The sequence below is a fragment of the Sphingorhabdus arenilitoris genome, assembly GCF_042651485.1.
Classification (GTDB): domain Bacteria; phylum Pseudomonadota; class Alphaproteobacteria; order Sphingomonadales; family Sphingomonadaceae; genus Sphingorhabdus_B; species Sphingorhabdus_B arenilitoris.
Map to the genome: position 1 here is coordinate 1,644,100 of NZ_JBHSDH010000013.1, position 25,561 is coordinate 1,669,660.

The following is a 25,561-nucleotide window of genomic DNA, read 5'->3' on the forward strand; positions in this document are numbered from 1 at the left end:
CCAGCATACCCATAACAGGTTCAGGGGCGTTTTCCATAAGGCGCTGTAAATTTCAGCGCCGGAATAACCTCAAGGAGTAGTTTAGTCATGTTGAATTTTCGTTTTGCTGCCACTGCCATCGCATTATTGGCCGTTTCGGGTAGCGCAAACGCAGGCACAACCATATCCAATAACCTTTCCAATTGTTCTGCTGGCAAGGGCCCAGCGGTAATGATTACGGTAACCGGCATTGAAGGCGCGAGCGGTAAGATGCGAGTCCAAAGCTATCCCGCGACGAAGCAATCATGGCTGAAAAAAGGCGCTTGGTTGCACCGGATCGAAACCAAAGCAACCGGATCGACCATGCGTTTTTGCGTGCCGGTTCCATCGGCAGGCAATTATGCCATCGCCATTCGTCACGATAAAAATGGCAATGGCAAAACCGACATTCGCGAAGATGGCGGCGGCATGTCGAACAATCCCAGCATCAATATCTTCAATTTGGGCAAACCTTCGGTCAGCAAGACATCTTTCTACGCGGGCAGCGGCATCACCCAATTGTCGATTTCGATGAAATATTTTTGATAAGGATAAACTGATTGGCCCTTGTCGCGCTCCTGTCCAACCCGCATTCGACCGGCAATCGCTCGCTATTGCCGAAGGTGCGGTGCTTTTGCGCGCGCAACCCCGATATTTTCCATTATGAAGTGGAGGAAATCGGGCAGGTCAAAAAAGCCTTGGAAACCATTGCCCGCGTGAAACCGAAAGTGTTGGTGATCAATGGCGGCGACGGGACGGTGCAATCGGCGCTGACCGAATTATACCATGGCGGTCATTTTGAAGGCGAACCGCCGCCCGTCGCTGTTCTGCCCAATGGCAAAACCAATTTGATCGCGCTTGATCTGGGTTCAGAAGGCGATCCGATCGAAGCGCTGCAACGCATTTTGGACGTGGCCAAGGGTGACCTTTCCCCGCATGTTGTCGTACGCGAATTGATAGCGTTATCGGATGGCAGCGAAAATGCTCGTCCAGTGCTTGGAATGTTTTTGGGCGGCGCAGGGCTGGCGGAGACAATTTTATATTGCCGTCATAAAATTTATCCGCTCGGCCTGCCCAATGGATTTAGCCATTTTATCGCCGCTATCGCCGTTTTTATGAGCGCGATATTCGGTTTGCGGGCCAATTTCCTACCCCGCCGCGCAGAACCTGTTCGCATTTCCTTTTTCCGGCAAGGTGAATTGCAGGGTATTTTTTCCGTGCTGATCGTTACGACGCTCGAAAAATTACTGTTGGGCGGCCGAACAGCGGTGTCGCAAAAGGCGGGACAGTTAAAATTCATGGCCGTGGATCAGCGGCCATGGACCATGCTGCGCGCCGTTGCGGCGGCGGTAGGCGGCAGGCTGGGCCGTCATAAAGTGCACGGTATCCACATCGAACAGGGCGATGTGATACGCATCGACAGCATCCGGAGCAGCGTCGTTCTGGACGGTGAGGTTTTCGAAGCCAGCAACAATAAACCCATCATTTTGCGGTCAACGCCGCCCGTGCCATTTTTGCGCCTCGCCGCGTAAACCAGCCCTTATGGTCAAACAGCCGGTCGGCTGTGCATTAAAACCGGCAATCGACATATGCGCCTTTTCGCGCTAGGCGGCGGCCATGCTTTCGCTTCAACAACTCGTGGCCAAGGAATTGGCCGAACCAGTGCATCCCGATGTGACCGCTTTTGCGGAGCATATCGCCGCACAATATGGCGATGCAGCCAGCGCGGTTCTTTTCTATGGCTCGTGCCTGCGCAGTGAGCAATTGACCGGTGAAATGCTGGATTTCTACTTGATCGTTTCCAGCTATGACGCGGCCTATCAAAAACCTTGGCTGGCGAAATGGAATCGCCGCCTGCCGCCCAATGTGTTCCCCTTCCAATATCAAGGTTTGATGGCGAAAGTCGCCGTGTTGAGTGAGGATGATTTTCATAAACTCAACCGGCCCAGCGCATCCGCCGTATCCGTATGGGCCCGGTTTTCGCAGCCTTCCCGGCTTGTGTGGCATCGTGATCAAGAGACTGCCAAAAAAATGGTGCTGTCGGTGTCGGGCGCTGCGCCCACTTTGCTCAATGCTGCTCTGTCGCATATGGACCGGGAGGTTGATGTGATCGACCTGTGGCAATCGGGCTATGCCATGACCTACGGAGCGGAGCTGCGCGCCGAGCGGAAAAGCCGTCCCGCATCGGTGATCGAATTTGACCGCGACCGCTATCAGCTATTTGGCCATGCCGCGCTACACCATACCATGATCCCCAATGAAATAAGGGGCGAGCGGGTGTATCTGATAGCTGATCCCGAACAGCGCGCGCAAAAAGAACGCCGCCGCTGGCCTGCATTGCGGCGGCGCGGCAAATTGCTCACCGTTGCGCGGTTGGCAAAGGCCGCCTTCACCTATCAGGGCGGCATTGATTATCTTGCGTGGAAGATCAACCGCCATGCCGGAACGAAGCTGGAAATCAAGCCCTGGCAACGCAAATGGCCGCTGGTCGCAGCATTGTTCCTCGTCCCGAAACTGCTGGCCAAGGGCGCGGTACGATAGTATTTAGCGGTCCCTATATTCAGGTGCCCGGCGCTCCATAAATGCCGCGCGGGCTTCGGCATAATCTTCGGTCATGCTGAGCAAAATCTGTTGCCGGTCCTCAATCGCCAGCGCTGCTTCAAAACTGGGCGCGTCGATATTCCGGTTGAGCGCGTCTTTGCTGAGCCGCAGGCCCATCGGCGATGTCAGCAGCATTTCGCGCGCCAGCTCCAACCCTTTATCATGCAGCGCATCTTCGGCGACAATCTCGCTGATCAAGCCGGCCGATAGCGCCCGTTCGGCATAGATGAATTTTCCGGTCAGTATCATTTCCGACGCCAGCGACGCGCCCGCAAGGCGCGGCAGGAAATAGCTTGATCCCATATCGCATCCGCCAAGGCCGATTTTGATATAGGCCGCATTTATCTTGAGCGACGGCGCACCATAACGCACGTCGCTGGCCAATAGCAGCGACAAGCCCCCGCCGCAGGCCGCGCCCTGCGCCAGCGCGATGATCGGCTGCGGACATTTTCGCATCAGCTCCATGACCGTGGCAATGCTACGCTGCGTGGCCCAGCCGGCATGGACGCTGCCCAATTCATCGCCCGCCTTCGCCCCGTCATCCCATCCTTTCAAATCCAACCCCGCGCAAAAAGCCCGCCCTGCCCCGCGCAAAATGACAATGCGGATCTCGTGGCGATCCTGCAGGCTGCGGAAATATTCCTGCAATGCCATGATCAGCGCCCGGTTCATCGCATTCAAGCTATCGGGCCGGTTCAGCGTGATGGTTTCGATACCAGCAAGCGGGCTTTCAATATTCAGCAAATGGGTCATATATCGCTCTCCGAATGTAATATATTTGCTGCATTAAAGATTCGCAGTTGATCTGACACCCATCAACACGACAACCGCCAGCAATATTCCAATAACTACATATAGCATGACGGCTAAGATCAGCAGTGATCCGGTATGATTGTCGAAACGTATCGCCAGATACAGCGGCCAGAATAACATCACCCAAAATGCCCATATTGGCGATAAAAATAAACCTAGTATAATGGCCAGCGCAGGTAGTGTCGCCACGGCATATATCCAGTGACGGCGCTTCGGCAATGACATCAAATAATCCCGATTTTTTTCCCAGCTGCCTCAAACATTCCCAAAATCTCGCTCACTTGTTCGCTGCTATGTTCGGCGCAGAGCGAGCAGCGCAGCAGGGTCATACCGGCGGGCGTTGCGGGCGGCCTTGCAAGGTTGACGTAAAGCCCTTCATGCAGCAGCGCCTCCCACATCATTGCACCGCGTTCCAGGTCGGGCATGATGACGGCGATGATCGCGCTTTGCGGTGTTTCGGTGCCAAGCTTGAAGCCCAGATCGCGCAGGCCTTTGTGCAATGTCTTGCTATTTTCCCACAAATGCGCGCGTTTATTGCCATTATGCATCAGCTTGCGGATGCTGGTCGCTGATGTCGCCACTACACTGGGCGGCAGGCTGGCGGTAAAGACATAGGGGCGGCAGACGAGGCGCATCACCTCAAATTTCGGATGGTTCGACACACAAAAGCCGCCGACGGTGCCGACGCTTTTGGAAAAAGTGCCGATGATGAAATCTACATCGTCCATCACGCGTTGTTCTTCGGCCACACCGCGTCCATTTTCGCCGATAAAGCCCATTGAGTGTGCTTCATCGACCAGAACCATCGCGCCGTGTTCTTTTGAAATGCGGATCATTTCTTTCAACGGCGCGACATCGCCAAGCATCGAATAGACCCCTTCGAGCACCACCAGCTTACCGGCATCGGCAGGCAATCGTTTCAACCGTTTTTCCAGCGCCTCAACATCATTATGGCGAAAAGCGACAATTTCGGCATTACCCATGGCGCAGCCGTCATAAATGGAGGCGTGGCTGTCAATGTCGAGGATAATGTAATCACCCTTGCCCGCGATCGTGCTGATGATGCCCAGATTTGCCTGATATCCGGTGGAAAAAACCATGGCATGATCCATGCCGTAAAATTCTTTCAGCGCCTCTTCGCATTCCTTATGCCCTTGGAAGGTGCCATTCAAAACGCGGCTGCCGGTGGTGCCTGCACCAAAATTTTCCAGCGCATCCTTGCCCGCCGCGATGACGTCCGGGTCAAAGGTCATACCCATATAATTATACGTGCCCAGCAATATGGTCTCACGCCCATTACATACCGCTACGGTCGGCGACTTTACCTCTTCCATCACCAGCGAAAATGGATCGGTAATGCCGGTGGAAAGCAATGCCTCGCGCTGCGCAATCAAGGCGTCAAATTTTGAAAAAAGATCGTTCATATCGTCTATCCCAAAGCCCGCAATTAACCCACCAGTTTGGTGACGGCATCGACCAGTTGCCCGACATTTTCAATCTCGGCCTGCTGATTCATGGAGATGACAATATCAAATTCATCCTCCACCTCGGCAACAAAATCCATCACCGTCAAACTGTCCCATTCAAGATCGCCAGCAAAAGTCGTCGCTTCGGACAGTTCCACAGCTTTTTTGTTAAATGGTCCAATCAGCTCGGCGAGCTTGTCATACATGGTTGCGCGGTCAGTCATCATAAATCCAATCCGTAAAAGGCAGCATGTGCCGTATCACCAGCCGCTATGGCAAGGGAATAAGGCGGCAAAAGGGCAAAAGCTTGGGTGAATTATATCCTATTTCAACCATCCTTGCGCCCGGTACCAGCGAGCGGTTTCCTTTACCCCTGCGCGCGTGTCAATTTGCGGCTGCCACAATGCGGCGGGCGGGCGGCGGGCGGGGTCGATGGTCCAATCACGGTGCGCCAAATAGCTGGCCCGGTCGGGTGTTAGCTTGGCCTTATCACGGCGCAGCAACCGGTCACCATAGGCCGCTGCGAATAATAGCGGCCGGGGCGCGTGCACGGCGCTTACCCTCTTGCCCATTCCCCATCCGATCGCGCGGGCAAAGCCGCTATGCGTCCAGCCGCCTACTTTACCATCATCGGCTTCGTATATTTGCGCAGTGGCATCTTCATGCGCTGGCAGCAACGCCGTCAGCAGCCGGGCAAGATCATCAACATGGATCAATGACACTTTCCCGCGCGGGGGAAGCAGGGCAAAACCTTTTGCCGCCATCCGGAAAATATCGAGCATTTCGGTATCGCCGGGACCATATACCCCGGGCGGCCGCACTATCGTCCAATCGAGTAAAGACGTCGCCACCAGCTTTTCACCGCGCATCTTGCTGGCCCCGTAAAGCGACAAAGCCGGTTCGCGCGCGGACAGCGATGATACATGGACAAAGCGCCGGATGCCTTGAGCTTTCGCAGCCTCAATCATATGATCCGTGCCGCTGACATTGCCTGCCTCAAAACCCGCTTTATCAGGCGCATTAACAACGCCTGCAATATGCAGAACGGCATCCGCCCCATCACATAGCTGCAGCAGCGCGTCCCGATCCTGCAAGGAACCGCGCACCCAAGTAACGCCTGATTTTGCCGGTTGCTCTCGCCGGGTCAGTGCGCGGACATTCCACCCCGCTTCAATCAAGCGTTCAATGGTTGTCTTACCCACAAATCCGGTTGCGCCGGTTAATGCGACAACGCCCATCGGCATAACCTACAACATCGCCATATGGTCGCGGTGAACCAGGGAGGATCGCGGCGAATGGCCCAATATTGCCTCAATCTCATCGCTGTTTTTGCCGATGATACGCTGGGCATCAGCGGATTTATATTCGGCCAGACCGCGTGCGACAATGACGCCGTCTTTGTCCAAAATATCCACCACATCACCGCGCTGAAATTCGCCCTTTATCAATACTACGCCCACGGCAAGCAGGCTATTTCCGTCACGCAGCGCGCGTACCGCGCCATCGTCCAAGAATATCTGCCCATCCCCGCTCAGCAATCCGCCAAGCCATACCTTACGAGCGCTTTGTTCTTCCTGCGGGTGGAACCATGTGCCGGGGCCGCCCTTGGCAAAACGGGTTAGCGGGCTGTCTTCAATGCCAGAAATAATCGCCAGGCTGATCCCGGCCATATTGGCGATTCGCGCAGCTTCCAATTTTGACGCCATGCCGCCGCTGCCCATGCCAGACGAAGGCCCGCCATCGTCGGCCATGGCTTCAATCTCTCCATCAACCTTCGGCACCTCTGCGATGATTTCCGCATCGGGATGAGCCGGGTGCCGGTCATATAGGCCGTCAATATCCGACAAAAGCACAACCCCGTCTGCACCCGCCGCCTGCGCCACGCGGGCGGCCAGCCGGTCATTGTCGCCAAAGCGAATTTCCTGCGTGGTCACGCTGTCATTTTCATTGACCACCGGCACAACATGATTGCGCCGCAGCCGCCGGAATGTCGCCGAAATATTCAAGTAACTCCGCCGATTTTCAAGGTCATTGAGCGTCAGCAGCATTTGCGCCGCAATAATGCCTTCACTGGCCAGCAATTCGGCCCATAGGCTCGACAAGATAATTTGCCCGACCGACGCCGATGCCTGCGCTTCGGAAAGCGTCGCCCGGCCGCCCTTTTCAAAACCGAGCTTGCGTGACCCAAGGGCAATAGCGCCGGAGCTGACAATGATAATCTGCTGCCCGGCGCGGTGGCGTTGGCCCAGTTCAGCAACCAGCTTTTCCAGCCATTCGCGCCGCACGCTGCCATCGGGATTGACCAGCAAGGCCGACCCAATTTTTACCACCAAAAAGGGACAGTTTTCGGGATCAAATTCATTGCCATTCATATCGGCGACCATTCTCCTTCGTCATCCAGCCCGTCGCTTTGGCTGCTTTCCAACCCGCTTTTTGCCGGCAGTGCGGCCAGCACCCGGTCGAGCACCTGATCGGTTCCTTGTCCGGTTGCGCCGGATATCGCGATAACGTCAACCGCGCCCGCCGCCATCAATTGCTCCGAAATATCAGCCATCAATTCCGCATCGAGCAAATCGCCTTTATTCAGCGCCACGACCTGCGGCTTTTCTTCCAAACCCGCGCCGTAACTGGCGAGCTCATGTCCGACCGTCTCCCATGCTTCAACCGGATCATCGCCGGTCGCATCGATCAAATGGATCAATATCTGACAGCGTTCAATATGTCCCAAAAACCGGTCGCCAATGCCGACACCTTCGGCTGCGCCCGCGATTAAGCCGGGAATATCGGCAATCACAAATTCGCGGCTCCGGTGGCTGACGACGCCCAATTGCGGGCGCAGCGTGGTGAAAGGATAAGCCCCGACCTTCGCTTTGGTATTGCTCACCTGATTGATAAAGGTCGATTTGCCCGCATTGGGCAGGCCAACCAGCCCAGCATCGGCCAGCAATTTCAGCCGCAGCCACACCGACATTTCCTCACCCGGATAACCCGGTCCATGTTGGCGCGGGGCTCGGTTGGTGCTGCTTTTGAAGCTTGCATTGCCGCGGCCGCCATCGCCGCCGCGCAGGAATGTCACCCGCTGACCCACCGCGGTCATGTCGAGCAGCAAGCTGCGGTCCTCATCATCGGCCAATATCTGTGTGCCAACGGGCACCTGTATGATCATATCTTCGCCATAGGCACCGTGACGGTCACGACCCGAACCGGGGATGCCGCGCTGCGCCTTGAAATGCTGTTTATAGCGAAAGTCGATCAATGTATTCAGTCCAGCGACGGCTTCAAAAATAATATCGCCGCCTTTGCCGCCATTGCCGCCATCGGGGCCGCCATATTGGATATATTTTTCACGCCGAAAAGAAACGGCGCCCGGGCCGCCCGCACCGGAACGAATGAAGATTTTTGCTTGGTCCAAGAAATGCATGACGCCCCTTTAGGCGAGCCTCGCCATTTTGGCCAGCATAAGCTACGCTCTCATTTTGTCGTATGGTTTGTTGTGGTATGGTTTGCGGGGGGCGGACAGCTCTCCGCCCTATATCCGGCTTTGGCCGGCTTGCCAGCCGAAGCCGGAAGGGCGAAGGCTGGTGGAGGCAAGATGGTGGAGGCAAGATGGTGGAGCCTAGGGGAGTCGAACCCCTGACCTCTACACTGCCAGTGTAGCGCTCTACCAGCTGAGCTAAGGCCCCATCCATGCCGCTGCTGCAAAGCGCGGCAAAAGTTGCGAAGCGCCTTTAGCGCTCGGCTATCCCTTTTTGCAAGCAGTAAATGACGACGAGGCTTTTTTCGCTCTGCCCGTCATTCACGATGCCAGATCATGTATCGTCAGGCTTATCGTCGTCATCCGCTTTGGTAACGCCCAAATCGTCATCACCGCCCAAATCGACATCATTGTCAGGCGAATCGTCGCCGTCCACTGCATCGACATCAATGTCCAAATCATCATCAGCCGCCAGATCGCTATCGTCTTTCTTCTTCTCCGCTTCTTCAAACGGCAAGGGCTGTTTCGATTTCAATACGGGTTCGGGCGTCCATTTGTTGCCGCATTCGATGCATTCAACCGGTTCGTCTTTACCCAAATCGTAAAAACGGATGCCGCATTTCGGGCAAGCGCGTTTGGTTCCCCATTCAGCCTTAATCATGTCGGGCTTTCATCCTTCGTCAAAAAATTCCGAGAAACGCGATACGGTAAAACCTGAATCGCTTCATTTGCGCCGCCATTGCCACAGCAAAGCCGCGCTGTCAAAAGTTATGCGTCTTGCCGCCAGAAGCCGTTGACTTGCGCGTCCACTATCCGCAAAGCACGCGCATCATGACCGATAGTATCGCAAGACCCAAAAGCTTCTCCTATACCGGCCCGCTGCGCGGCGATGTGCGTGTGCCCGGGGACAAATCCATTTCGCACCGCGCATTGATGTTCAGCGCGCTGGCCGTGGGCAAAAGCACCATTACCGGATTGCTGGAAGGCGAAGATGTGCTGTCGACTGCCGCAGCGATGCGGGCCATGGGCGCGGACATAGCGCGCGGTGCGGACGGTGTTTGGACGGTGCATGGCGTGGGCGTCGGCGGATTGATGCAGCCGGACACCGCGCTCGATATGGGCAATAGCGGCACATCAACACGGCTGCTGATGGGATTGGTGGCGAGCCATGCGATACAAGCAACTTTTATCGGTGATGCGTCTTTGTCGAAACGCCCAATGGGCCGGGTGTCCGATCCATTGTCGCAAATTGGCGCGGAATTTATCAGCAGCCCGGGCGGCACATTACCGCTGACCGTGCGCGGCATATGCCCTGCCGTTCCGATTAGCTACCGCCTGCCTGTGGCGAGCGCGCAGGTGAAAAGCGCTGTCCTGCTTGCTGGATTGAACACGCCGGGCATTACCGAGGTGATCGAACCGATACCCACCCGCGACCATAGCGAGCGGATGCTGCGCGGATTTGGCGCGGATTTGACGGTTGAGGTGGATGCAGATGGTGTGCGGACCATTCGCTTGGTCGGAGAGGCCGAGTTAAATCCGCAAAATATCGATGTTCCGGGCGATCCATCCAGTGCAGCCTTTCCCATCGTCGCGGCGCTGATCACCCAGGGGAGCGAAATTACCGTGCGCAATGTCGGCCTGAATCCCACACGCAGCGGCATTTATAAAATGCTCGAAGCGATGGGCGCCGACCTGACCTATTCCAATGAACGCGAAGTGGGCGGCGAGCCGGTGGCCGACATTACTGCCCGGCATTCGGCGCTGACTGGTATTGAAGTGCCGCCCGAAGCCGCGCCGAGCATGATTGACGAATTCCCGGTCTTTTTCGTCGCGGCCAGCATGGCACAGGGGCGGACAGTGACCAGCGGGCTTGATGAGCTGCGCGTGAAGGAATCCGACCGCTTGGCGTTAATGGCCACGGGCTTGACCGCCAATGGCGCAACGGTAACGGAACGCGAAGATGGCTTAGTCATCGACGGCAGCGGCGGCGCGGCTTTAGCAGGAGGAGCCACTATCGCCAGCGCGCTTGACCACCGCATTGCGATGAGCTTTGCCATCGCCGCACAAAATTGCCGGGATGCGGTAACCGTCGATGACGTATCCCCCATTGCGACAAGCTTCCCGACTTTTGAAGGGATGTTGGAGGCATTTTCCGCTGGAAGGTAACTGTATATGAAATTTCCTATCTATTCGGCCTTAACCTCAATAGCCTTGGCCATGGCATCACCGCCCTGCTTCGCCCAAAATACCCCGATGCAGAATCAGGAATTGTTCGACCGGATCGACAAGGACATGTCACGTTTCCCGTTCGATATGAAAGAGGAAGAGGCGCAGAAGCTGAAGATTGAGGGTGTCACCTATAATCAAGATGAAGATGATTTTGGCGTCTTAATTGACGAGACCGGCGTCCTGCACAATTTTTATGATGGTCTTTATGGCAAGAGCATCGAAATTGATCCGTCCGCCATAGCCCAGCCGATAAAGGCCTTGGGCATTGGCTTGGCCCGGTCTCAAAAAGAGGTGCTTGCCGCATTTTCCGAATATTCAGGCGGCAAGCAGCTGGAATGCGACTATAGTTATGACTCGGATGGACCCAAGAAGGTGCGCTTGTCAGACGAGGTCTATTGTAATTTTACCTTTGACAATGAATATGACGCCGGAGTGGGATTGACATTTGACGGGAAAGATCAGCTGGTTCGGGTCTATGTCCAAGCGTGGAATCCCTTTTGATATGTGGGCCCATCCATGATCATCGCTGTCGATGGACCAACCGCCTCAGGCAAAGGCACGATCGCAAGGCAATTGGCCGCGCATTTTGCTGTTCCTTATCTCGACACCGGCCTTTTGTATCGCGCGGTTGGACGGCAGGTTGATTTGAATGGCGGCGACGCAGATAGCGCCGCAGATGCACTAGCCGCATCCGATTTTGACGAAAGCTTGCTCGACGATCCGGCGCTGCGCAGCGAAGCGGTGGGCAGCCTCGCCAGCCGGGTGTCGGTGCATCCGCAGGTGCGCGCCGCGCTGAATAAACGCCAGGTGGATTTTGCCCATCAGCCGGGCGGAGCTTTGCTGGATGGCCGCGATATCGGCACGGTGATCGCGCCGGACGCAGATGTGAAGCTGTTCATCACTGCACCTGCCGAAATACGGGCGCGCCGCCGCCATGCCGAAATGGTCGAAAGAGGCGAGCAAGTCGCCTTCGAAACAATTTTATCCGACACCATCGCCCGCGACGAACGAGACACAAACCGAGCAGACGCACCGTTGAAAGCGGCGCAAGATGCGCTCTTGCTTGATACTGGCGATTTGACTATAGGCGAAGCCGTTCAGCGGGCCATCGCCTTGGTGAACGCACAGATACGCAGCCGGTCGGGCAATTACTGACAACAGAAACCGGCGCATCGCATATGTATAATGGGGCAGCCTATTTTCCGGCCTGAGAAGGCGGGGAAGTGACGGCGGCCATTTGCTATGTGCGGGATATTATCGGTGCGTTTTCTTGGGCTTAGTCCGGTGGATGCCTTTATGACATTCGGTCATTTGGGCATGTCGGTCAAAGACCGCCGGAACCAACCGGCTGGCCGGAAAAAATGATGTTAAGGAATTTATCTATGGCAACTTCGCCAACACCAACCCGCGACGATTTCGCCGCAATGCTCGACGAATCACTCGGCGGCGCCGATGGCGGCTTTGAAGGCCGCGTTGTAAAAGGCACCGTAACCGCAATCGACAACGATCATGCCACAATCGACGTCGGCCTGAAATCCGAAGGCCGCGTGCCGCTGCGCGAATTTTCTTCGCCCGGAAAACCCGCCGAATTGAAAGTCGGCGATGAAGTCGAAGTCTTTGTTGACCGCGTAGAAAATATGAATGGCGAAGCGATGCTGAGCCGCGATCGCGCTCGCCGCGAAGCCGCATGGGATATATTGGAAGGCGAATTTGAACAAGAAAACCGCGTTGACGGAACCATTTTTGGCCGCGTCAAAGGCGGCTTTACCGTTGATCTGGGCGGCGCAGTAGCGTTCCTTCCCGGCAGCCAAGTTGATGTCCGCCCCGTGCGTGACGTCGGTCCGCTCATGGATATTGTGCAGCCTTTCGTGATCCTGAAAATGGACCGTAAGCGCGGCAATATCGTTGTATCGCGCCGCGCGATCCTCGAAGAAACCCGCGCCGAACAGCGCAGCGGCTTAATCCAGAATCTCGAAGAGAATCAGGTTATCGAGGGCGTCGTCAAGAATATCACGGATTATGGCGCATTTGTTGACTTGGGCGGCATTGACGGCCTGCTCCATGTCACCGACATCAGCTACAAGCGGATCAACCACCCATCCGAGGTCATCAATATCGGTGACACTGTGAAGGTTCAGATTGTTCGCATCAACCGCGATACACAGCGTATCTCGCTTGGCATGAAGCAATTGGAAGCTGATCCATGGGATGCCGCGGTGCAGAAATATCCAGTTGGCGCGAAGCTAACCGGTGCAGTCACCAATATCACGGAATATGGTGCGTTCATCGAGCTGGAAGCTGGCATCGAAGGCTTGGTCCACGTTTCGGAAATGAGCTGGACCAAGAAGAATGTTCATCCTGGCAAAATCGTTTCGACCAGCCAGGAAGTCGATGTTGTCGTTCTCGACATCGACATGGAAAAACGCCGCATTTCGCTTGGCCTCAAACAAGCTCAGGACAATCCATGGGCCAGCTTTGAAGAGAAATTTCCCGTCGGTTCGACCGTCGAAGGCGAAGTTAAAAACGCAACCGAATTTGGTCTGTTCATCGGTCTTGACGGCGATGTGGACGGCATGGTCCATATGTCCGACATCGCATGGGGCATTTCGGGTGAAGAAGCCCTTCACCTGCACCGCAAGGGTGAAATGGTCAAAGCCGTGGTGCTCGACATCGACGCTGAGAAAGAACGCATTTCGCTTGGCATCAAGCAACTTGAAAAAGGCGCGCCATCGGCTGCTCCTTCGGCAAGCGGCCTGAAAAAAGGCGCAACCGTTACCGTCACTGTCCTTGAAGTGCGCGATGGCGGGCTCGAAGTTCAGGCGGGCGAAGATGGCGTCACAGGCTTCATCAAACGCAGCGACCTTGGCCGCGACCGCGACGAACAACGTCCCGACCGTTTCCAAGTTGGTCAGAAATTCGACACGATGGTCACTGGATTTGACCGTTCGAAAAAACCGAATTTCTCGATCAAGGCATTGCAACTATCCGAAGAGAAGCAAGCGGTTGAACAATATGGTTCGTCCGATTCCGGTGCATCGCTTGGCGACATTTTGGGCGAAGCGCTCAAGAAGCAGGAAAAATAAGCAACTGCTTCAAATGAAAACAAAAAACCCGCCGCGCTTCTGCCCGGCGGGTTTTTTTATGCGCCTTACCCCAATTGGGACGAAGAATTTTGCCATTTTCATTGTAAAATCGAAAAAAGTCTGCCAAAATTATGGTCTAAGTTCCGTGAAGTGCATGCGGCTATATGGGGGTATATCCGCAGGTTGGTTGCACTAGGTTCGTCATTTTTGAGGGATAAACACATGATCCGATCCGAATTGGTTAAAAAGCTTGAGAGCGAAAATCAGGATCTCAAAACAGAAGAAGTAGAGCGGATCGTGGATCTGTTCTTCAATCAGATTATTCAGCGGCTGGCCGATGGTGGCCGCGTCGAACTGCGCGGCTTTGGCGCATTTTCAACCCGTGAGCGCAGCCCCCGTAAAGGCCGCAACCCGCGCACAGGAGAATCGGTGGACGTTCCGTCAAAACGCGTCCCCTATTTCAAACCGGGTAAGGAAGTACGCGAACGGTTGAATGGCTGAACGCAATGATACGGGGCCCAATCAGGTCCCGTTTTTCATTTTTCTTTCCAATAAGCTTGACCTGCAGGGCAATATATTGTTTTCGCAGCCGACACCTTATGCGGACGTGGCGAAATGGTAGACGCTACAGACTTAAAATCTGTTATCAGAAATGGTGTGCGGGTTCGAGTCCCGCCGTCCGCACCATCCTAAAATTCGATTATAGCTATTTTTTCTGGGCTATCGCCGCGCCGCAAGCACATCGTCAGCGACAAAGGCGTTGGTCCGCCGTTCATGGCCAAATTGGCTTGCGGGGCCATGGCCGGGGATGAAAGTCACATCATCGCCCAGCGGCCATAATTTCTGGGTGATCGCGTCGATCAGATGCTGATGATTGCCGCGCGGAAAATCCGTGCGGCCAATTGAACCTTGAAATAGGACATCGCCGACAATCGCAAGCTTTGATGGGCCATGGTAAAAAATAACATGGCCAGGCGTATGACCCGGACAATGAATGACATCCAATGTCAGATTACCCACGGTGACCGTGTCGCCATCATCCAGCCAGCGATCAGGTTCAAAAACCTGTCCATTGACGCCATATTTGCGTCCATCCTCGGCCAATTGCGATATCCAGAACCGGTCTTCCTTTTGCGGCCCTTCGATCGGCACGTCCAGTTCCTTGGCCAAAATCCCCGCCTCTCCGCAATGGTCAATATGGCCGTGAGTGATCAGGATCTTTTCCAGCTCGACCCCGGTCTGCGCCAGCGCCGATTTGACCTTATGCAAATCACCGCCGGGATCCACCAACGCTGCCTTATTGGTGGCGGTGCACCAGATGAGCGAGCAATTTTGCTGCAGCGGTGTCACAGGAATGATTGCGGCTTTTAACGGCGGCTGCACCGCTGCTGTGCTATTAGAAAGATTATTCGTCATGTCTGGCTATCTGGCGCGAATAGGCCGCCATGGCAAGGTTTTCTGATAGAATTATCACAGCCGCCTGCCGGTCCAGACCACCCGGCCAATGACCGAAATATCGGTGCCGGCAACATCGGGCCAATCCGGATAGGATGGATTATCGGATAGCACCGACAAACGTCCTGCGGGCCCCTTCGCCAATCGTTTCACCATCAACACATCGTCCATGCGAATGACATGGATGCCATCGCGCAAGGGCCGCTGTGCTGCGCCGCGATCCACCATAATGTCATCACCATCGAGCAAAGTCGGCGACATGCTGTCCCCTTGCACCCGGATCAGCGAAAGCAGCGATATATCGCTTGCCAGTTTTTTCAGCCATTTTTCATCAAAGCCAATCTGCCCCGCAATCCATTCTTCATCGGTCAATGCCCCCGCGCCCGCCGACGCACCAATTTCCAGTTTGGGCATAAGCCGCAGCCCGGCAGGCATTTGCGCTCTTCCCTCTGGCCCGCCCAGATCCGTTTCGGAAACACCGAAATATCGGGCCAATATCCCGCGTTCGCGTTCACCCAGAAAACGCGGCGTGCCGCGCTTAATATATTGTTGAATATAGGCGGCATTTTTGCCGATCAATTTGGACAAGCCAGCATAATCATCGCCATTGTCCGTAATCAAACGGTCCAAAACCACCCTAGGGTCATTTTCATCCATTTCGGCTTCATAGCATAGGATTTTTCCTAGACAAGTAGGATTTCGCCTATCATTGATGTTCCTGATTTGTTCGCATCGATTCGTTCCGGCTGGAGCGTGGCGGATCCGGTTGCAAGAAAAGGAGATGAAATGTTTATCAACCGCGAAATCGAAAAATTCCTGATCGAACAGGATATGCCCGCCACAAAATTTGGCCGTCTTGCCGCGCATGACCCGCGCCTCGTGCTCGACATTCGCATGGGCCGCGAATTGCGAAGCGGCACAATTGTAAAGCTGCGCTCATTTATGAACCGTTATCGGCAGGAGTGCGGCATATGACCGGAACAGCCGATGAAATGCGCCTGAAATCAGAATTGATGCAACTAATTACCCCTGCACAAATCACAAAAATTGAAAGCCGCGATTGGTGCAGCGCCACATTTCAGGGACGGCAGCTGCGCTATGATATCCTGTGGCAGGGGCGCGCAGGACAAGCCGGTGTCAGCCGGTTGGCAAGCCTATTGCCCGATCACCCATTCCCGCTGGAAAGGCATTTTATTGCGGACATCATCGTTGAAAATATTTCGGATCTTGACGCTGAAACTACGGCAGAGATTAGCATATTGATGATCGCGGATTAGGCATAATGAGCCAAAGGAAATTTCCTATTAACGGTTATTCATCCGCCTCAATGTCTCCAAAGCGGCATTGAGCGCATCGTCCATTTCTTCTTCGGCGGCGGCATTTACGGGTTGCGGCGGGGAGGCTGGCACGGCCTCCAATGGTGGGCGTGTCATCGGTTTGGGATCGGCACGCTCCTGCGCCGGCGATGGCACCGGTAAAGGTGCAGCGGGCGGCGCAATGGGCGGCTCGGCATCAGCCTGTTGATGCGCTTGAACTGCAATTTGTGGTTCGGCCTGTGCGCGCAGCATTTGTGCGGCCACTTTTTCCAGCTCATCCAATTGTTTTTTGCGTTCGGCAACCGCAGCCTCCATTTGCGCCACCATTTCGGCCAAACTGGCCCCTGGCTTCGTGGTGGGGGCGGGCTTCGCGGTGGGGGCGGGTTGGTCCACAGGAGTGGCAGGCAGTGGCGGGGCCGGTAGAGGGGCCGAGGGCTGGGCTGGTTCGGGCGAGACGGCAATATTTGGCTCCTGAGCCGCCATCCAAGCTTCTTGTTCCGGCGATGCGGCAAGTTTAGATATATTCGGCGCAGCTGCCTGCTGATCGCCCATTAAATCGGCTCCAGCCAGATCGGTTAGTGCCGATATGGGTTTTCGCACGGGTGCGTCCGGATGACTATCTTGGCCCCGCAATTTCGGCAGGTCGGCAAGATCAAATATGTCATCTTCACCGCGTTGCCAGGGCATTTTGGGGCGAATAAGCCCGGCCAAGCGCTGTTTGATTGCGGCAAATGCACCGCCGCTTTGCTGACCGCTTTCGGCGGCCGAGCGGGCGGCATGGTGATCTACGGCTTCGCTACGCGCTTCGGAAGCCATCTCGCCCTCTTTGGGGCGCAGCACCAGTGCGAGCAACAGCAATAGAGCAACGGCGCCTGTGCCAAATGCGATTAACGCCCGCGCTGTATCGCCGAGCGGCGCAGCGGTCGCCGGAAATAACTCGGATAAGCCGGTGGCACCGGTGATCGATTCGAGGATGGATACAGGAATAAACATTGTGCCAGCCGCAGCAATCACGCTGCCGCCTATCGCCATCATTATGGCTTTCATCTGGTTATTGTTCGGGCTTATCATACCCATATCCACTGGCTCCGGTTTTGCCCGTCTGTCAGGCTGCTTTACAAATACTGCTCTGACCTAACAGCAAATGGTAAACAGGATCGTAACGATGAATATTTTCTTGCCAGTTCCGTTCTTTGGCAACAAAGGCGCGGGCCGTTTGACGCCGATTGTCCCATAAAGCCCGCGAATCCAATAAGCCTTCCAATGCCGCCGCGATACCCGCAGGATTGTCGGCTGGGAATAAGGTGCCGGTCACGCCATCTTCGATCAATTCCCGGTGCCCGCCGACATCGGATGCCGCCACCAGCCGCCCCTGCGCCATGGCCTCGAGCGGTTTTAAGGGCGTCACCAAATCGGTCAGCCGCATCGATTTGCGCGGATAGGCCAATATATCGACAAGGCTATAATATAGCTCAACCTGATCATGCGGGACGCGGCCGACGAAATGGATTTTATCTGCCGCCGGTGACGCCTGCGCCCATGCTCGCAGCGGCGCCTCCATTGGCCCGCCGCCAACCAGCAGTAAGTGGGCGTCCTTCACGCTGCCTTTCATATGCGCCATTGCAGCTATCAGGTCATCCAAGCCTTCATAATCGTAAAAGCTGCCAATATAGCCGATAACATCCTTGCCAATCAGGCCCAGCTGCGCGGCAAGAGCATCGTCACGCGGAGCCGGATTTCCGAACAGCTCCATATCGACGCCATTGGGTGAAACGATAATTTTGTCCGCCGCTACGCCGCGCTGAATCAAATCACCGCGCAATCCTTCACATATCACGGCAACCGCATCGGCCTTTGCCACGACGTGATTTTCAAGCGCGCGGGTCAGGCGGTATTTGGCCGAACCTTCGCTGCCTGTGCCATTGCCGACCGCGGCATCCTCCCAAAAAGCGCGAATCTCATACACCAGTGGTAGCCCGAGCCGCTGTGCTGCCCAAGCTGCGGCCAAACCATTGAGCGCAGGCGAATGGGCGTGCAGCAAGTCAAATGGCCATCGGCGGTGAAGGGCGCAAATGGCATCAGCCAGTACCGAAACCTCGCGCCATTCGCGCAAAGGACTGGGACCACTTGCTTCGGCGGTGCAGCGGTGGAAAGTTAATCCTTCGACCGCCTCGATGTCCAACCCGCGGGTTTCGCCATGCTGATATTGCCGCACGCTGGTTATTCCGGCAACATCCCAGCCAGCGGCGATCTGTGCTTTCATAATCGCGCGGGTGCGAAATGTGTAACCGCTGTGGAGCGGCAGGCTATGATCCAAAATGTGCAATATACGCGGCATGATGGCGTTTTATTTGGCAGAAAAGGATTAACGGGACGTCAACCCAATCTGTCTATGGGATGGAAGAGCCGATATTTTTCGGGCAATTATTTGGGATTTGCAGCCGCGTATCATGATCGACAATTTTTCGATATTACTCAGCCACGGTCTGCTGCTGATTACATTCTGGATATTGATCCGGCGTGATGACACCGATGTGGAGGAGCCACCCGTGCCCGATAGCGAGCCCGAAGGTTTTGCCCATGGCCGCGTCAAAAGCGGCAGAGTGAACCGGCCCAAACCGCAAAATCCCTTCAAGCGTAAGCCAGCGGTTCCGCCAAACAAAAAAGGGGGAGCAGGCGATGCGTGACCTCATTTTTGTGGCATATGTCGGGGCGATCTTGCTGCTGGCGTTCAACCGGCCTTTTATCTTCACGCTGATCTATGCCTATATCGATATATGCTCGCCGCAGCGGCTCAGCTATTTTATGCTCAATTCCATTCCCTTGTCGCTGATCGTATTTGCGCTTGCGGTGCTGGGATTTTTGGTCAGCGATGACAAGAAAAATGTCCGCCTTTCGCCGCGATGGGCGCTGCTCGTTTTCCTGCTGATCTATTGCGGCTATACTACGACAGTGGCAGTGGAGCCGGTGGCGGTTTGGGAAAAATGGGACTGGGTGTGGAAAGCGCTTGTTTTTGCGGCCTTCCTCCCGCTGACGCTGACCACAAAGCTGCGGATTGAAGCATTGGTGCTGACCATGGTGCTATGCGCATCGGCGCTAATTGTGACAGGCGGCATCAAAACGATGGCGGGCGGCGGTGGATATGGCCTGCTCGTCCTGTTGATCGACGATTATAGCGGCCTGTTTGAAGGCAGTATCATCAGCTGCGTCGCTATTGCTGTTATCCCGCTCATCCTGTGGCTGTCAAAACATGGCACGATATTTAAACCGGAATGGCGAGTCACCGCCTATGCCGCTGCCCTCGTCTTTGCGTGCTTGCTTATTCCCGTAGGGACGCAGGCGCGAACCGGAATTATCTGCATTGCGGTATTGGGCATATTGATGCTGCGTTTTGTCCGGTACCGGATGCTATATCTGGGCGGTGCGGCGCTGCTTGGCCTTGCCGCTATTCCGTTGTTGCCGCAAAGCTTTACCGAGCGAGCGGACACAATCAAAAATTACAAGCAGGACGAATCCGCTTTTACCCGGATAGCCGTTTGGAAATGGACATGGGAATTTGCCAAGGATCACCCGCTGGGCGGCGGCTTCAACAGCTACCGCCAGAATAAAATCGTTTATGATATTGAACAAAAAGCGGACCCCGATGCCCCCGCCGGTGCTTATCCAGCCGAAACCGGCCCCAAGCAGGTGGTCGATGAAAGCCGCGCTTTTCACAGCAGCTATTTCGAAATGCTGGGGGAACAGGGCTATCCCGGCCTGATCGTTTGGCTGATTATCCATATTGGCGGGGTGTGGCGAATGGAGTTTCTGGCCCGGCTATATCGCAAACGGGCGCGCGATGACGAGGCATGGGTCGCGCCGCTGGCCACGGCATTGCAAAATGCGCAGATCATCTATCTGGTCGGGTCGCTATTCGTCGGCATCGCGTTTCAGCCCTTTGTCTATATGCTGATCGGTTTGCAAATCGGGCTCGATACCTATTTGGCCCGGCGGCGCAAAGAAGCCGCTTGGCGGCCCATTAAGAAGCAACGGATCAAAACCGCGAGCACCGCGGTGGTGTAAAATCCGGCGTTGTCACAGCGCGCCAATCCCCCTAACAGATGGCGCTATGACCGTTATTAGCTTCATCACTGCCAAACCGGCCGCGACCTCCGCCAGCAACCCGTTGCTTGAAATTTCATCGCGGCTCGAAAGCTATGGCAATATTGCGGTCAATTGGATGCAAACACATTGGTTCGAATTGATGGTGGCCGCCATCATGGGCGGGCTGATTTACACATTGTTGAGTTTCCTGCGGCGCCGAGCGGCCAGCATCGCCGATAAATCAGCGGACCCATTTGCCCTGAAAAGCATCGCGATGCGGACTTTGGGCAAAACCAGCCGTTTTTTCCGGATCATGGTTTCGGCCGAGCTGGTCAATGAAATGGCGCAGACACCGGCACCAATTTCCCGCGTCGTGGTGATTTTATTCACCATATCGGCGGTCATGCAAGCGGCAATATGGCTGCGCGAAATCATCCTTGGTTTACTCGAACGCCGGGTGAGTGAGGGCGGCGCGCAGGATGAAACGCTTTCCAACGCCATGGTGCTGATCCGGCTATTGGTCAGCTTTGCCCTATTTGCCATTGCTGCGATATTGATCCTCGACAATCTGGGCGTCAATGTCACCGGCCTGATCGCTGGGCTTGGCGTAGGCGGCATTGCCATTGGTTTGGCGGCGCAAGGTATATTCTCCGACCTGTTTGCCGCCATCGCCATCATTTTGGACAAGCCATTCAAAAATGGCGAGGTGGTACAATTCGGCACCCATATTGCGACGGTCGAAAAAATTGGCATGAAAAGCACCCGGCTGCGCTCTGTCACGGGTGAGCAGCTGATTATCTCCAACGCCAAATTGTTGGAGATGGAGATCACCAATTTCACGCAGACCAATTACCGGCGCACCAAATATCCTATCGGTGTGATTTATCAGACCCCGCCGGAAAAGGCGCGCGCGATTCCGGCATTGCTCCAGCAAATTGTCGAACGCGAAGGCGGCGTTTTTGTGCGCGCGGGCTTTGTCGGCTTTGGCGACAGTTCGATCGATTTTGAATTATTGTTCGATATTCTGTCTGCGGATTTTGAAGAGATATTCGCCGGGCGGCACCGCGTCGGAATAGCCATTATCGAAGCCTTTGCGCAGGAAGGATTGGAATTTGCCTATCCCACGCAAACCACCTTCACCGCCGCGCCCGATGGAGAGATGATCATGCCCTATGCGGCCATCCCCCAAAACCGTAGCGTCAGGGCGAAAAAATAGCAGAAATCTGCGCTCAGAGCCTTGTCTTTACGTTAAGGGCAAGGCAATGTTAACTCGATAACAGAATCGGGAGAACAGCATGTCTACTATCAGCCCCAATGATCTTGCCGCAAAGGTTGGCGAAACAATCGGCACTTCGGAATGGATTTTGGTCGATCAAGAGATGATCAATAAATTCGCCGATGCCACAGGCGATCATCAATTCATCCACGTAAACGAAGAAATGGCGAAAATGACGCCCTTTGGCGGCACGATCGCGCACGGGTTTTTGACGCTGTCGCTATTCCCGGTGATGACCGCCAAATCGGAAATGCCCAAGGTCGAAGGCGCGAAAATGGGCGTCAATTATGGCGGCAACAAAACCCGGTTCTTGGCCCCTGTTCGTTCAGGCAAAAAAGTGCGCGGCCATTTTAAGCTGCTTGAAATGGTCGAAAAACGCCCCGGCCAATGGCAACAAACACTGGAATTCACAGTCGAGATAGAGGGCGAGGATAAGCCTGCCCTGATCGCCGAATGGATCAGCCAGATTTTCGTATAAACCCGCGATAATAGTCCGGCCAACGGACCAGTTTATTTCACCAGTTCCCGTCCCCAAGGGAGCGTTTCAAACAAGGATTTCCATTATGCGTGACGCCGTCATCGTATCCACCGCCCGCACCGCCATCGGCAAAGCCTATCGCGGCGGATTTAACGCCACATCTGGCCCTACCTTGGGCAGCTATTCGCTCGCCGCCGCCGTTGAGCGGGCGGGCATTGAAGGCGCAGAGGTTGACGACTGTATCTGGGGCAGCGCGCTGCAACAGGGCACGCAAGCGGGCAATCTGGCGCGTCAGGTTGCGCTGCGTGCGGGTCTTCCCATCACCACATCGGGTATGACGCTGGACCGGCAATGTTCGTCGGGCCTGATGGCGATTGCCACCGCATCAAAGCAAGTCGTGCATGACCATATGGATGTCGTGGCCGCTGGTGGTCAGGAATCGATCAGCCTGGTGCAGACCGCAGAAATGCGAGTCGCCCCAGACCGTGAATTGATCGCGATGCATAACGCCATTTACATGCCCATGCTGCAAACCGCCGAAACCGTCGCGAAACGCTATAATGTCGGCCGAGATCAGACCGATCCCTATTCGCTGCAATCGCAGCAGCGCACCGCCGCAGCACAGGCCGCCGGTTTGTTCGATGCCGAAATCATTCCTGTCACCACCATGATGAATGTGATGAATAAGGAAACCAAAGAGGTTAGCCAGCAAGAAGTGACCATCGCAAAGGATGAAGGCAACCGCCCGGAAACCACATTGGAAGGCCTGCAATCGCTGCAACCTGTCATGGGGCCAGATATGACGATCACGGCGGGTAATGCGAGCCAGCTGTCGGATGGATCGTCAGCTTGCATCGTCATGGAAAGCAAGCTGGCGGAGAAAAAAGGTCTGACCCCCTTGGGCCGCTATATCGGCATGGCCGTTGCAGGAACCGAGCCTGATGAAATGGGCATTGGTCCTGTTTTTGCTATCCCGAAACTGCTGGAGCGTTTTGGCCTGAAAATGGACGATATCGGCCTGTGGGAGCTGAATGAAGCCTTCGCGGTGCAGGTGATTTATTGCCGCGATAAACTGGGTATTCCGGACGAACTGCTCAACGTCAATGGCGGTTCCATCTCTATCGGCCATCCCTATGGCATGACAGGTGCGCGCTGCACCGGCCATGCCTTGATTGAAGGTAAGCGGCGCGGTGCCAAATATGCCGTTGTCACCATGTGCGTCGGTGGCGGCATGGGCGCGGCCGGATTGTTTGAGATTTTTTAATATCGCCGATTGATCCAACTCATCGTTGACACGTTTAGGGGCCAGTGGAAATTGCGTGTTTCCGCTGGCACTTTTGCTTGCGCTCACCAAAAGATGCTGACTACACGCGCGAAATCACTCACCCCGCCGCAAATGCCAGCCATCATATCGCAGCGAATATTGGCGCATAACAACCGCTGACCCATAAGCCCCCAAGATCGAATCCGGGTGAGGGTTTTACTATGAAAATGCTGAAAATTGTTGCGGTAGCTGCGTTACTGACAGGCGGGGTGCCATTGTTGGCACAATCAGCCAGTATCATGGAATTGGGCAGCGGCATGGCAAGCTATTATGGAAAAGAGCTGGCGGGAAACCGCACCGCAAATGGTGAGCGATTTGACCCGTCGGGGATGACTGCGGCGCACCGCACCCTGCCCTTTGGAGCGCAAGTCCGCGTCACCAACCTGTCCAATGGCCGCGATGTTGTGGTCCGAATCAACGACCGGGGCCCATTTGCGCGCGGCCGGATTATCGACATTTCCCATGCCGCCGCCGTTGAAATCGGTATGGTCCGCAGCGGCCATGCACGGGTGAAGTTGGAAATGGTGGATAGCTAAATTTGGTCGGATGACCAACTGGCTAAACCACTTAAAATCAGTCATATATTATTAACGCTTCTCGGATAAACCTGTTTGATATCGTAGGGTTTATCGGGGATAATTACGTGAAATATATGTTTTTGCCATATGCGCGGATGATGGATTTCGCCGGCCGGTCCTGCCGCCGCGAATATTGGAGCTTCATGCTGCTGCAAGTGCTGGTCGGGATGGTCATGGGTATCGGCGTCGCCATGGCAAGCGCTGTGATCAGCGCGCCTTTCCTATCCAGCGCATGGTTGACCGCAATGCTTGGCAATGCATCGTTGGTCATAGCATCAGTCATTTATCTGCTGTTTTTCCTGCTACCACAAATCGCGCTGACCGTGCGGCGTTGGCATGATATTGGCAATTCGGGATGGACGATTGTTGTCCTGATGGTCATCGGCGCCATTCCCTATATTGGGTTTTTGGCAGGCATTATCCACATTTTTGCGATGTGCACCCCGGGCGATAAAAATGCCAATCAATATGGCCCCAATCCCGCCAGCACGGCCGGTAACAAAGCCAATAAAAACGTGTATGCCTGATCCGCTTTAGGACATATCATTGCTCTGCCCCGCCGCGTCCAATAACCAGGCGGGCAGCTGTAATTCGGCCAAATCCTCTATCCGGCGATGCTCCACCGAAAGACCGAGCGCCGGATAGGCGGCGCGTTGCCGTTTTTCGTCGGCTTGGTCGATCGGCACGATCACAAGCCGCCGGTTGACTTTGGAACGCCAATTCATCCGCGCGGTATTTTCCTGCCCGACATAACATCCTTTGGTAAAGCTGACCCCGTTCAGCTCAGCGGCATTTGCCTCCAGCCATAACGTCTGCCCATCGCCCAATTCGTTCAGCCCTTCCACTACGCCCAGCGATAAACGGTGGGCATGATAAGCAGTGCTCACATCTTCATCGCCATCGGACACAGCCGCAATCCAGCGGTGGCCCAGCGCGGGTAAGCGCGGGTCGCAGGCGGCGTGACCTGCACCCGTCGCGGCCCAATAGACGCCCAATGTGGTATCCAGCCCTATCGTAATTTTGCGCCGCAAACGGTAAAGCGACAATCGCGTGATTAGCGCCTCTGCCGCCGCCGCCTGACAATCCAACAGTATATCCAGCGGCGCTGCGCGGTCGGCGAACAGGATGAAATCAAACAATGCCTTACCCTGCGGCGTCAGCAGCCCCGCCCATAACGGGCGGTCGGGCGAGACCAGCGCCGTGTCCTGCGTCACCAACCCTTGCAAAAACCCGCGCACATCCTCCCCCCCATCGGCGGGGGACAGGCGGATAACGGCGCGGTCAAAAAGGCGGCCATTCAGGTGTGCGGCATCAAAATCTTTTGAGATATTCATCCCACTGAGTTAGGGACAGCGGCAATCGCAAA

30 protein-coding genes and 2 tRNA genes are annotated in these 25,561 nt (G+C 55.3%); 18 read left to right on the top strand and 14 right to left on the bottom strand.

What is annotated here, in order from left to right; genetic code table 11:
• Positions 1 to 87 precede the first annotated feature (87 nt).
• The 3 genes from ACFOWX_RS12155 to ACFOWX_RS12165 all read left to right on the top strand — a co-directional run bounded on the left by ACFOWX_RS12155 (position 88) and on the right by ACFOWX_RS12165 (position 2,559).
• Positions 88 to 564, top strand: coding sequence for a DUF2141 domain-containing protein (locus ACFOWX_RS12155; protein ID WP_381424477.1), 477 nt, complete (start codon positions 88 to 90; stop codon positions 562 to 564).
• Between the two features lie 14 nt (positions 565 to 578).
• Positions 579 to 1,550 carry a diacylglycerol/lipid kinase family protein gene (locus tag ACFOWX_RS12160; RefSeq protein WP_381424478.1) on the top strand — a complete coding sequence of 324 codons (972 nt, stop codon included), beginning with the start codon at positions 579 to 581 and terminating at the stop codon, positions 1,548 to 1,550.
• An 85-nt stretch (positions 1,551 to 1,635) separates the two neighbouring features.
• A complete protein-coding gene (locus ACFOWX_RS12165) occupies positions 1,636 to 2,559 on the top strand; it encodes a hypothetical protein (protein ID WP_381424480.1) in 924 nt (307 codons plus the stop codon).
• Positions 2,560 to 2,562: 3 nt separating this feature from the next.
• Here ACFOWX_RS12165 and ACFOWX_RS12170 read toward each other — a convergent pair whose 3' ends face one another.
• From ACFOWX_RS12170 to ACFOWX_RS12210, 9 genes are all read right to left on the bottom strand, one after another.
• Positions 2,563 to 3,372 (bottom strand): enoyl-CoA hydratase/isomerase family protein, encoded by an 810-nt coding sequence (locus ACFOWX_RS12170; RefSeq protein ID WP_381424482.1) that lies wholly within the window; start codon positions 3,370 to 3,372, stop codon positions 2,563 to 2,565.
• Positions 3,373 to 3,405: 33 nt separating this feature from the next.
• Positions 3,406 to 3,657, bottom strand: coding sequence for a hypothetical protein (locus tag ACFOWX_RS12175; protein ID WP_381424483.1), 252 nt, complete (start codon positions 3,655 to 3,657; stop codon positions 3,406 to 3,408).
• Positions 3,657 to 4,856: a serine palmitoyltransferase gene (gene spt, locus ACFOWX_RS12180; protein ID WP_381424484.1), complete on the bottom strand. Its 1,200-nt coding sequence runs from the start codon at positions 4,854 to 4,856 to the stop codon at positions 3,657 to 3,659. The genes ACFOWX_RS12175 and spt overlap by 1 nt, the downstream gene beginning before the upstream one ends.
• Positions 4,857 to 4,879: 23 nt before the next feature.
• Entirely contained in the window at positions 4,880 to 5,122 is a 243-nt protein-coding gene (locus tag ACFOWX_RS12185; RefSeq protein WP_381425052.1) for an acyl carrier protein, read from the bottom strand.
• A 99-nt stretch (positions 5,123 to 5,221) separates the two neighbouring features.
• Complete coding sequence (locus ACFOWX_RS12190) at positions 5,222 to 6,142, bottom strand: NAD-dependent epimerase/dehydratase family protein (RefSeq protein ID WP_381424486.1); 921 nt, start codon at positions 6,140 to 6,142, stop codon at positions 5,222 to 5,224.
• Positions 6,143 to 6,145: 3 nt separating this feature from the next.
• Positions 6,146 to 7,270 carry a glutamate 5-kinase gene (gene proB / locus ACFOWX_RS12195; RefSeq protein ID WP_381424488.1) on the bottom strand — a complete coding sequence of 375 codons (1,125 nt, stop codon included), beginning with the start codon at positions 7,268 to 7,270 and terminating at the stop codon, positions 6,146 to 6,148.
• Positions 7,267 to 8,319, bottom strand: coding sequence for a GTPase ObgE (gene obgE / locus ACFOWX_RS12200; protein WP_381424490.1), 1,053 nt, complete (start codon positions 8,317 to 8,319; stop codon positions 7,267 to 7,269). Before obgE ends, proB begins: the two co-directional genes overlap by 4 nt.
• A 186-nt stretch (positions 8,320 to 8,505) precedes the next feature.
• Positions 8,506 to 8,581, bottom strand: a tRNA-Ala gene (locus ACFOWX_RS12205).
• A gap of 126 nt (positions 8,582 to 8,707) precedes the next feature.
• Positions 8,708 to 9,034, bottom strand: a complete 327-nt coding sequence (locus ACFOWX_RS12210) for an FYDLN acid domain-containing protein (protein ID WP_381424492.1) — start codon at positions 9,032 to 9,034, stop codon at positions 8,708 to 8,710.
• A 170-nt stretch (positions 9,035 to 9,204) separates the two neighbouring features.
• Here ACFOWX_RS12210 and aroA point away from each other — a divergent pair, with 170 nt between their 5' ends.
• The 6 genes from aroA to ACFOWX_RS12240 all read left to right on the top strand — a co-directional run bounded on the left by aroA (position 9,205) and on the right by ACFOWX_RS12240 (position 14,372).
• Positions 9,205 to 10,539 carry a 3-phosphoshikimate 1-carboxyvinyltransferase gene (gene aroA / locus ACFOWX_RS12215; protein WP_381424494.1) on the top strand — a complete coding sequence of 445 codons (1,335 nt, stop codon included), beginning with the start codon at positions 9,205 to 9,207 and terminating at the stop codon, positions 10,537 to 10,539.
• 6 nt (positions 10,540 to 10,545) lie between these two features.
• Positions 10,546 to 11,103: a hypothetical protein gene (locus ACFOWX_RS12220; protein WP_381424496.1), complete on the top strand. Its 558-nt coding sequence runs from the start codon at positions 10,546 to 10,548 to the stop codon at positions 11,101 to 11,103.
• A gap of 15 nt (positions 11,104 to 11,118) precedes the next feature.
• Complete coding sequence (locus ACFOWX_RS12225) at positions 11,119 to 11,757, top strand: (d)CMP kinase (RefSeq protein ID WP_381424499.1); 639 nt, start codon at positions 11,119 to 11,121, stop codon at positions 11,755 to 11,757.
• 227 nt (positions 11,758 to 11,984) lie between these two features.
• Positions 11,985 to 13,685 (top strand): 30S ribosomal protein S1, encoded by a 1,701-nt coding sequence (gene rpsA, locus ACFOWX_RS12230; protein WP_381424501.1) that lies wholly within the window; start codon positions 11,985 to 11,987, stop codon positions 13,683 to 13,685.
• Positions 13,686 to 13,907: 222 nt separating this feature from the next.
• Positions 13,908 to 14,186 carry an integration host factor subunit beta gene (locus ACFOWX_RS12235; protein ID WP_381424503.1) on the top strand — a complete coding sequence of 93 codons (279 nt, stop codon included), beginning with the start codon at positions 13,908 to 13,910 and terminating at the stop codon, positions 14,184 to 14,186.
• A gap of 100 nt (positions 14,187 to 14,286) precedes the next feature.
• Positions 14,287 to 14,372, top strand: a tRNA-Leu gene (locus ACFOWX_RS12240).
• Between the two features lie 33 nt (positions 14,373 to 14,405).
• Here the strand turns inward: ACFOWX_RS12240 and ACFOWX_RS12245 are convergent.
• Together ACFOWX_RS12245 and ACFOWX_RS12250 are read right to left on the bottom strand one after the other, a co-directional pair.
• Positions 14,406 to 15,101, bottom strand: coding sequence for an MBL fold metallo-hydrolase (locus ACFOWX_RS12245; protein WP_381424506.1), 696 nt, complete (start codon positions 15,099 to 15,101; stop codon positions 14,406 to 14,408).
• A 54-nt stretch (positions 15,102 to 15,155) separates the two neighbouring features.
• Positions 15,156 to 15,797 (bottom strand): S24 family peptidase, encoded by a 642-nt coding sequence (locus tag ACFOWX_RS12250; RefSeq protein ID WP_381424507.1) that lies wholly within the window; start codon positions 15,795 to 15,797, stop codon positions 15,156 to 15,158.
• Positions 15,798 to 15,926: 129 nt separating this feature from the next.
• On the opposite strand from ACFOWX_RS12250, the gene ACFOWX_RS12255 reads away from it, so the two are divergent.
• A complete protein-coding gene (locus tag ACFOWX_RS12255; protein WP_381424509.1) occupies positions 15,927 to 16,115 on the top strand; it encodes a hypothetical protein in 189 nt (62 codons plus the stop codon).
• On the top strand, positions 16,112 to 16,417 hold the full coding sequence (locus ACFOWX_RS12260) for a hypothetical protein (RefSeq protein WP_381424511.1): 306 nt from the start codon (positions 16,112 to 16,114) through the stop codon (positions 16,415 to 16,417). Before ACFOWX_RS12255 ends, ACFOWX_RS12260 begins: the two co-directional genes overlap by 4 nt.
• 27 nt (positions 16,418 to 16,444) lie before the next feature.
• Here the strand turns inward: ACFOWX_RS12260 and ACFOWX_RS12265 are convergent, their stop codons facing one another.
• Positions 16,445 to 17,533, bottom strand: a complete 1,089-nt coding sequence (locus ACFOWX_RS12265; protein ID WP_381424513.1) for a hypothetical protein — start codon at positions 17,531 to 17,533, stop codon at positions 16,445 to 16,447.
• 28 nt (positions 17,534 to 17,561) lie between these two features.
• Positions 17,562 to 18,794: a TIGR04063 family PEP-CTERM/XrtA system glycosyltransferase gene (locus ACFOWX_RS12270; RefSeq protein WP_381424515.1), complete on the bottom strand. Its 1,233-nt coding sequence runs from the start codon at positions 18,792 to 18,794 to the stop codon at positions 17,562 to 17,564.
• 112 nt (positions 18,795 to 18,906) lie between these two features.
• Here ACFOWX_RS12270 and ACFOWX_RS12275 point away from each other — a divergent pair, with 112 nt between their 5' ends.
• From ACFOWX_RS12275 to ACFOWX_RS12305, 7 genes are all read left to right on the top strand, one after another.
• Positions 18,907 to 19,143: a hypothetical protein gene (locus ACFOWX_RS12275; protein ID WP_381424517.1), complete on the top strand. Its 237-nt coding sequence runs from the start codon at positions 18,907 to 18,909 to the stop codon at positions 19,141 to 19,143.
• Positions 19,136 to 20,518 (top strand): putative O-glycosylation ligase, exosortase A system-associated, encoded by a 1,383-nt coding sequence (locus ACFOWX_RS12280; RefSeq protein WP_381424519.1) that lies wholly within the window; start codon positions 19,136 to 19,138, stop codon positions 20,516 to 20,518. Before ACFOWX_RS12275 ends, ACFOWX_RS12280 begins: the two co-directional genes overlap by 8 nt.
• A 46-nt stretch (positions 20,519 to 20,564) precedes the next feature.
• The gene (locus ACFOWX_RS12285; RefSeq protein ID WP_381424521.1) at positions 20,565 to 21,755 is read left to right on the top strand and encodes a mechanosensitive ion channel family protein; all 1,191 of its coding nucleotides are present in this window, start codon (positions 20,565 to 20,567) and stop codon (positions 21,753 to 21,755) included.
• 79 nt (positions 21,756 to 21,834) lie between these two features.
• The gene (locus ACFOWX_RS12290; protein WP_381424523.1) at positions 21,835 to 22,293 is read left to right on the top strand and encodes a MaoC family dehydratase; all 459 of its coding nucleotides are present in this window, start codon (positions 21,835 to 21,837) and stop codon (positions 22,291 to 22,293) included.
• Positions 22,294 to 22,378: 85 nt separating this feature from the next.
• Positions 22,379 to 23,557, top strand: coding sequence for an acetyl-CoA C-acyltransferase (locus ACFOWX_RS12295; RefSeq protein ID WP_381424525.1), 1,179 nt, complete (start codon positions 22,379 to 22,381; stop codon positions 23,555 to 23,557).
• Between the two features lie 221 nt (positions 23,558 to 23,778).
• Positions 23,779 to 24,153 carry a septal ring lytic transglycosylase RlpA family protein gene (locus tag ACFOWX_RS12300; RefSeq protein WP_381424527.1) on the top strand — a complete coding sequence of 125 codons (375 nt, stop codon included), beginning with the start codon at positions 23,779 to 23,781 and terminating at the stop codon, positions 24,151 to 24,153.
• Positions 24,154 to 24,269: 116 nt separating this feature from the next.
• Positions 24,270 to 24,722 (top strand): DUF805 domain-containing protein, encoded by a 453-nt coding sequence (locus tag ACFOWX_RS12305; RefSeq protein ID WP_381425054.1) that lies wholly within the window; start codon positions 24,270 to 24,272, stop codon positions 24,720 to 24,722.
• Between the two features lie 6 nt (positions 24,723 to 24,728).
• Here ACFOWX_RS12305 and ygfZ read toward each other — a convergent pair whose 3' ends face one another.
• A complete protein-coding gene (gene ygfZ / locus ACFOWX_RS12310) occupies positions 24,729 to 25,529 on the bottom strand; it encodes a CAF17-like 4Fe-4S cluster assembly/insertion protein YgfZ (protein ID WP_381424529.1) in 801 nt (266 codons plus the stop codon).
• Positions 25,530 to 25,561: the final 32 nt, after the last annotated feature.

Bases quoted from the DNA above. Each gene is read 5' to 3' on its own strand.
- ACFOWX_RS12155 (WP_381424477.1), top strand. From the start codon at position 88: ATGTTGAATTTTCGTTTTGCTGCCACTGCCATCGCATTATTGGCCGTT.
- ACFOWX_RS12165 (WP_381424480.1), top strand. From the start codon at position 1,636: ATGCTTTCGCTTCAACAACTCGTGGCCAAGGAATTGGCCGAACCAGTG.
- ACFOWX_RS12170 (WP_381424482.1), bottom strand. From the start codon at position 3,372: ATGACCCATTTGCTGAATATTGAAAGCCCGCTTGCTGGTATCGAAACC.
- ACFOWX_RS12175 (WP_381424483.1), bottom strand. From the start codon at position 3,657: ATGTCATTGCCGAAGCGCCGTCACTGGATATATGCCGTGGCGACACTA.
- spt (WP_381424484.1), bottom strand. From the start codon at position 4,856: ATGAACGATCTTTTTTCAAAATTTGACGCCTTGATTGCGCAGCGCGAG.
- ACFOWX_RS12185 (WP_381425052.1), bottom strand. From the start codon at position 5,122: ATGACTGACCGCGCAACCATGTATGACAAGCTCGCCGAGCTGATTGGA.
- ACFOWX_RS12190 (WP_381424486.1), bottom strand. From the start codon at position 6,142: ATGCCGATGGGCGTTGTCGCATTAACCGGCGCAACCGGATTTGTGGGT.
- proB (WP_381424488.1), bottom strand. From the start codon at position 7,270: ATGAATGGCAATGAATTTGATCCCGAAAACTGTCCCTTTTTGGTGGTA.
- obgE (WP_381424490.1), bottom strand. From the start codon at position 8,319: ATGCATTTCTTGGACCAAGCAAAAATCTTCATTCGTTCCGGTGCGGGC.
- ACFOWX_RS12210 (WP_381424492.1), bottom strand. From the start codon at position 9,034: ATGATTAAGGCTGAATGGGGAACCAAACGCGCTTGCCCGAAATGCGGC.
- aroA (WP_381424494.1), top strand. From the start codon at position 9,205: ATGACCGATAGTATCGCAAGACCCAAAAGCTTCTCCTATACCGGCCCG.
- ACFOWX_RS12220 (WP_381424496.1), top strand. From the start codon at position 10,546: ATGAAATTTCCTATCTATTCGGCCTTAACCTCAATAGCCTTGGCCATG.
- ACFOWX_RS12225 (WP_381424499.1), top strand. From the start codon at position 11,119: ATGATCATCGCTGTCGATGGACCAACCGCCTCAGGCAAAGGCACGATC.
- rpsA (WP_381424501.1), top strand. From the start codon at position 11,985: ATGGCAACTTCGCCAACACCAACCCGCGACGATTTCGCCGCAATGCTC.
- ACFOWX_RS12235 (WP_381424503.1), top strand. From the start codon at position 13,908: ATGATCCGATCCGAATTGGTTAAAAAGCTTGAGAGCGAAAATCAGGAT.
- ACFOWX_RS12245 (WP_381424506.1), bottom strand. From the start codon at position 15,101: ATGACGAATAATCTTTCTAATAGCACAGCAGCGGTGCAGCCGCCGTTA.
- ACFOWX_RS12250 (WP_381424507.1), bottom strand. From the start codon at position 15,797: ATGGATGAAAATGACCCTAGGGTGGTTTTGGACCGTTTGATTACGGAC.
- ACFOWX_RS12255 (WP_381424509.1), top strand. From the start codon at position 15,927: ATGTTTATCAACCGCGAAATCGAAAAATTCCTGATCGAACAGGATATG.
- ACFOWX_RS12260 (WP_381424511.1), top strand. From the start codon at position 16,112: ATGACCGGAACAGCCGATGAAATGCGCCTGAAATCAGAATTGATGCAA.
- ACFOWX_RS12265 (WP_381424513.1), bottom strand. From the start codon at position 17,533: ATGGGTATGATAAGCCCGAACAATAACCAGATGAAAGCCATAATGATG.
- ACFOWX_RS12270 (WP_381424515.1), bottom strand. From the start codon at position 18,794: ATGCCGCGTATATTGCACATTTTGGATCATAGCCTGCCGCTCCACAGC.
- ACFOWX_RS12275 (WP_381424517.1), top strand. From the start codon at position 18,907: ATGATCGACAATTTTTCGATATTACTCAGCCACGGTCTGCTGCTGATT.
- ACFOWX_RS12280 (WP_381424519.1), top strand. From the start codon at position 19,136: ATGCGTGACCTCATTTTTGTGGCATATGTCGGGGCGATCTTGCTGCTG.
- ACFOWX_RS12285 (WP_381424521.1), top strand. From the start codon at position 20,565: ATGACCGTTATTAGCTTCATCACTGCCAAACCGGCCGCGACCTCCGCC.
- ACFOWX_RS12290 (WP_381424523.1), top strand. From the start codon at position 21,835: ATGTCTACTATCAGCCCCAATGATCTTGCCGCAAAGGTTGGCGAAACA.
- ACFOWX_RS12295 (WP_381424525.1), top strand. From the start codon at position 22,379: ATGCGTGACGCCGTCATCGTATCCACCGCCCGCACCGCCATCGGCAAA.
- ACFOWX_RS12300 (WP_381424527.1), top strand. From the start codon at position 23,779: ATGAAAATGCTGAAAATTGTTGCGGTAGCTGCGTTACTGACAGGCGGG.
- ACFOWX_RS12305 (WP_381425054.1), top strand. From the start codon at position 24,270: ATGTTTTTGCCATATGCGCGGATGATGGATTTCGCCGGCCGGTCCTGC.
- ygfZ (WP_381424529.1), bottom strand. From the start codon at position 25,529: ATGAATATCTCAAAAGATTTTGATGCCGCACACCTGAATGGCCGCCTT.